We start from the raw sequence: 5810 nt of genomic DNA on the forward strand, positions 1-5810 counted from the left end.
CTTAAAAGTTACGAATTGGCTATTCAATCCTTTCTATAAAAACAATTTTATTGCACGAAGTTGGAATTACCAAAAACTAAAGAATTTCAACTTCGTTCAACTTGATATGTTATCTCATTTAATGTCTTAGAATTTAACAAATTATTAATAAGCTCAGATTTAACTTATTATATTTTTGTAAGACAAGCCACACTACATGAGAAACTTTACTTTATTTTCCTTCTTATTTTTTTCTATTACTGCCTTTTCACAAATTAAAGGAACTATAACAGATGACAAAGGAAATCCGCTTCCTTTTGTATCAGTTTTCGAAGAAAACACCTATGCCGGAACAACTTCAAATGAGCAGGGAAAATATCAGCTTAATGTAAAAGAAATTGGAAAAAACAAAATTACTTTTCAATATTTAGGCTTTAAAACTCAAAAAATAGCCGTTGCCGCCGGAAGCAAAACCGTTACTTTAGACGTTCAGCTCCAAGAAGAAAGTTTTGCTTTAAATGAAGTAATTATTGATCCTAAAAACAATCCAGCAAATGCCATCATAAAAAATGCAATAGCTCATAAAAAAGAAAACTCGGATAAAACTGAAAGATATACAGCCGATTTTTATTCAAAAGGAATGTTTAAAGTAAAAGATCTTCCTAAAAAAATACTGGGCAAAAAAGTAGAACTTGGCGATGATATGGCTTCTAATTTAGATTCTACGGGAACTGGAATCTTATATTTATCTGAAACGATATCTAAAGTTAGCCTTGAAAAACCAAACAAGTTTAAAGAAAATATTATTGCTTCTAAAGTTTCTGGAAACAATCGTGGCTATAGTTATAATACAGCAGCATTGTCAAATTATGACTTTTATGACAACACTTTAGATTTTGATGTAAAACTCATCTCACCTATCGCAGACAATGCTTTCAATTATTACAAATACAAATTAGAAAGCACTTTTTACGATGACAACAATCAGCAGATTTATAAAATCAAAGTCATTCCGAAACGAGATAAAGAACCTGTTTTTGAAGGATACATTTATATTGTAGATGATAGTTTTGCCATTTATGCCATTGATTTAGACATCAAAGGGTACCGAATGAAAAATGAATTTACAGAAAAAATGACTTTAAAACAGAGTTTCAGCTACAACACCAAAAATAAAATCTGGTCAAAAAATGCGCAGACACTTTCTTTTAATGCTGGAATTTTTGGTGTAAAGTTCTCTGGAAATTTCAATTATGTTTATTCTAATTATGAATTTCCTGCCTCATTTGAAAAGAAAACTTTTGGAAACGAGCTCGTAGCTTTTGATCTCAATGCCAATAAAAAAGATGATGCTTTCTGGAATGAAATTCGTCCCATTCCGTTAACGATTGAAGAAAGCAGTGATTATGCTAAAAAAGATAGTTTGCAGACTATTAGAAAATCAAAAAAATATACCGATTCTATTGATGCAAAAAACAACAAATTCAAGGTTTGGGATGTTTTAATAGGTTACGATTATAAAAATACTTTTAAGAAATATTCTTTTGATTATAAAGGCTTATTGAATATTTCTTCATTAAGTTTCAATACTGTTCAAGGTTTCAATTTGGATTCTGGCTTCTCTTTTAAAAAATGGAATGAAGAAGAAGGAAAAAGCACTTCGATAAGTACTACTTTTAATTATGGATTTTCTGACGAACGTTTTCGCGCAATTGGAGAATTCAGTCATCGATTCAACACTATTAATTATGCTACAATTTGGGGTTCTGGAGGAACAAAAACTGCTCAATTTAATAGTGCCGAACCTATTTCTAAATTTATTAATTCTATAAGCTCTCTATTTTTTAAAGACAACTACATGAAGCTTTATAACTTAGAATTTGCTGAAATTAATTATGGACAAGATATTGCTAATGGAATAAATCTTACTGGAAAAATTGGTTACGAACAGCGAAAACCACTTTTGAATACAACCGACTATTCATTCTTTAAAAAAGATGATATTTACTCCTCAAATAATCCGTTAGCGCCAAACGATTTTACAACTCCAGCTTTTGATCAGCATCATTTGTTTAAAGCGCTTCTGACAACGAAAATCAATTTTGGAAACAAATATATTTCAAGACCTGACGGAAGATTTAATTTTAAAGACGATAAATATCCGACGGTTTATTTAGCATTCGAGAAAACATTTGCGGCAAGCGAAAAAAAGTACGAATATGAACGAATTGGAGCTTCTGTTCAATATGATTTATCGCTTGGTAATAAAGGTCTTTTAGGAACCAATTTTAGAGGAGGAAAATTCTTCAATGCTGAGAATATTTCGTTTATTGATTACAGACATTTTAATGGAAACCAAACTCATATTGGAACAAGTGAACGCTATTTAAATGTTTTCAACATGATGCCGTATTATTCTAACAGCACAAACGATAGTTATTTTGAAATGCATACCGAATACAATGATACGGGCTTTATTATGAATAAAATTCCGTTATTGAATCTTTTAAAATCAACTATGAATATTGGATTTCATGCTTTGGCAATTCCAGACAAAAAGCCATATTCTGAATTTACAATTGGTTTAGACAATTTAGGTTTCGGAAAATTCAAATTGTTCAGAATCGATTATGTTCATTCTTACCAAGGTGGCATCCAACAAAATGGCGTTGTATTTGGGTTGAAGATTTTAAATGCGTTGGATTAAGCTTCAAAGTAACAAAGGCGCAGAGGTTCAAAGTTTTTTGACTAAATGCTCTTTCGAGTTATGCTTTAATACAAAATCGAAAAATCCGTTTAAATCAAAAATCTGTGTAAAACAGACTACAATTTTAAACGGATTTTTTGATTTGAATTTCTTTGCGTAGGCTTCGACTTCGCTCAGTCGGACAAAAAAACTTATACGATTATCAAATATAAACTCTGCTCCTTTGAACTTTTACAACTTTGAACCTTAAGAATAATCATCTGGCTCAACATGTATTAAAACGTGCCCAAGTTCTGGGATTTCTTTTCTCAAAGTATCTTTTAATTCGTGTGCTAAATCATGTCCTTCTTTTACTGAAATTTTTGCCGAAACAATTGCGTGAAGATCTACATGGTATTTCATTCCTGCTTTACGAATAAAACATTTTTCTGTTCCAAGAATTCCAGGAACCAATAAAGCTTTTACACGAATTTCTTCAACTAAATCTTCATGAAGATTTTCGTCCATAATTTCACCAAGCGCAGGTCTAAAGATTTTATAACTATTATAGAGAATAAAAAAAGCTGCAAAAAGCGCTGCCCAATCATCTGCAGATTCATAACCTTTTCCCATAATCAGTGCAATCGAAATTCCGATAAACGCTGCAACAGAGGTTATAGCATCACTACGATGATGCCAAGCATCAGCAGCAAGAGAGGTACTATTGGTTTGCTTGCTTCGCTTCATAACCAAACGGAATGAATATTCTTTCCAGATTATAATAGCTCCCAAAACATAAAGCGTCCAAGATTTTGGCAAATCATGATCACTTCCAATATTGGCAATACTTTCATATCCAATAATTGTTGCTGAAGTAATTAGAAAACCAACAACTAAAAATGTTATTAAAGGCTCTGCACGACCGTGTCCATAAGGATGATTTTCATCTGCTGGTTTATTCGAATATTTGATTCCAAAAAGTACCAAAAAAGACGAAAATATATCTGTTGTTGATTCTATTGCATCGGCAATCAAGGCATAAGAATTGCCAAAAAAACCTGCGAGACCTTTTATAATGGCCAGGCAGGTATTTCCTATTATACTAAAAATAGTAGCTTTTATAGCTTTTTGTTCGTTTGTCATTTAGACTATTTTTTTTTAGCCACGAATTACACAAATTACACGAAGATTAGCTTTGTGTTTTATTTTACTAATTTTTAAAAATTAGTGCAATTTGTGTAATCCGTGGCTATAAACTTTTAAGCTCTCACGATTTTAGCTCCAATTGCTCTCAAACGCTCGTCGATACGCTCGTATCCACGATCGATTTGTTCAATATTTTGAATTGTACTAGTTCCTTTTGCAGAAAGCGCAGCAATCAACAATGAGATTCCCGCACGAATATCAGGAGAAGACATTGTAGTTGCTTTTAATTGAGATTCGAAATTATGTCCCATAACCACAGCTCTGTGCGGATCACATAACATGATTTTTGCTCCCATATCGATCAATTTATCAACGAAGAATAAACGGCTTTCGAACATTTTTTGGTGAATTAAAACATCTCCTTTTGCTTGAGTTGCCACAACCAAAACAATACTTAATAAATCTGGCGTAAATCCTGGCCATGGCGCATCGGCAATAGTTAAGATAGAACCGTCAATATCTGTTTTAACTTCATATCCATCTTTGTGAGCAGGAATATAAATATCATCATTACGCTTTTCAACTGTAATTCCAAGCTTTCTAAATGTATTTGGAATCAAACCTAAGTTTTCCCAGCTTACATTTTTGATTGTAATTTCGCTTTTTGTCATAGCTGCAAGACCAATCCAAGAACCGATTTCGATCATATCAGGAAGAATTCTATGCTCACATCCTCCAAGGCTTTCAACACCTTCTATAGTCAATAAGTTAGATCCAACTCCTGTGATTTTAGCTCCCATAGAGTTCAGCATTTTACACAATTGCTGTAAGTATGGTTCGCAAGCTGCGTTGTAAACTGTAGTTGTTCCTTTTGCTAAAACTGCTGCCATTACAATGTTTGCAGTTCCAGTTACAGAAGCTTCATCAAGAAGCATATCTGTTCCTTTAAGACCTTCTTTTGGAGTTTCTACTCCATAAAAATGATCTTCTCTGTTATATCTAAATTTTGCTCCAAGGTTAATAAAACCTTCAAAGTGTGTGTCTAATCTACGGCGACCGATTTTATCTCCACCTGGTTTTGGAATGTATCCTTTTCCAAAACGAGCCAAAAGCGGACCAACAATCATAATCGAACCACGAAGCGCTCCACCTTCTTTTTTGAAAGCTTCAGTTTCTAAATATCCAACATTAACTTCATCGGCTTGAAAAGTAATTGAACCTGGTTCGTTACGTTGAATTTTCACACCTAAATTCCCCAACAAAGTGATTAATTTATTGATGTCTATAATATCAGGAATGTTATTAATTTTTACTTTCTCTCCTGTTAGAAGCACGGCACATAAAATTTGTAATGCCTCATTCTTTGCTCCTTGCGGAGTGATTTCTCCTTTTAAAGGAGTTCCTCCTTCGATTTTAAAAATTCCCATAGATCTTGTTTAGGTTCTTTCAAAGTTTCTAAGATTCTGAGATTCTAAGATTCTAAGTAAAAAAACTCAGCAACTTAGGAGCTTAGCAGCTTAGCAGCTTTTTTTTATTTTTGTTTTTGTTTATTTTTTAAGCATCTAAGTAAAAAAAACTTAGCAACTTAGGAGTTTAGCCTCTTAGTCGCTTTTTCTTACTTTTGATTATTGTTTTTTTGAAATGTCTTTTTCTGACCGCCTTTGTTGTTGTTATTTTTGTTGTTGTTCTGAATTTTTGGTTGAGCACCAGAAGCTGTTTTGTTAGACATGCGTTTATTTGTACGCATTAAGTCTGTTGTATTTAAAAGCTCTTCTGTGCTGTGTAATAAATTGATTTTACCTCCAGATAATTCATACAAATGTTCAAAAATCACATCGTCTTTTACAGTGTCTTTGTTCCAGCTTAAGAAAGATTTTTTCATATGATTGGCAATTACCATTACCAATGCATTTTTCATTTCACCTTCTTCCCATTTATTGGCAACATCAATCATATATTTGATATTGTTACCATAAAATCTATACTTTGGAAAGTTCTG

At 32.6% G+C, this 5810-nt stretch carries 4 protein-coding genes; 1 reads left to right on the forward strand and 3 read right to left on the reverse strand.

The window, feature by feature from the left end:
* The first annotated feature begins 196 nt into the window (after positions 1–196).
* Positions 197–2686, forward strand: coding sequence for a DUF5686 and carboxypeptidase regulatory-like domain-containing protein (locus B3J44_RS22410; RefSeq protein WP_286971542.1), 2490 nt, complete (start codon positions 197–199; stop codon positions 2684–2686).
* A gap of 246 nt (positions 2687–2932) precedes the next feature.
* Here the strand turns inward: B3J44_RS22410 and B3J44_RS22415 are convergent, their stop codons facing one another.
* The 3 genes from B3J44_RS22415 to B3J44_RS22425 form a co-directional block, all read right to left on the reverse strand.
* Positions 2933–3808, reverse strand: coding sequence for a cation diffusion facilitator family transporter (locus B3J44_RS22415; protein WP_198858216.1), 876 nt, complete (start codon positions 3806–3808; stop codon positions 2933–2935).
* A gap of 116 nt (positions 3809–3924) precedes the next feature.
* The gene (gene murA, locus B3J44_RS22420; protein ID WP_144338813.1) at positions 3925–5238 is read right to left on the reverse strand and encodes a UDP-N-acetylglucosamine 1-carboxyvinyltransferase; all 1314 of its coding nucleotides are present in this window, start codon (positions 5236–5238) and stop codon (positions 3925–3927) included.
* Positions 5239–5426: 188 nt separating this feature from the next.
* On the reverse strand, positions 5427–5810 hold a 384-nt coding region (locus B3J44_RS22425; RefSeq protein WP_286971543.1), incomplete at its 5' end, for a DUF4290 domain-containing protein.

This window comes from Flavobacterium sp. UBA4854 (genome assembly GCF_002399805.1).
In the GTDB taxonomy this organism is placed as follows: domain Bacteria; phylum Bacteroidota; class Bacteroidia; order Flavobacteriales; family Flavobacteriaceae; genus Flavobacterium; species Flavobacterium ginsengisoli.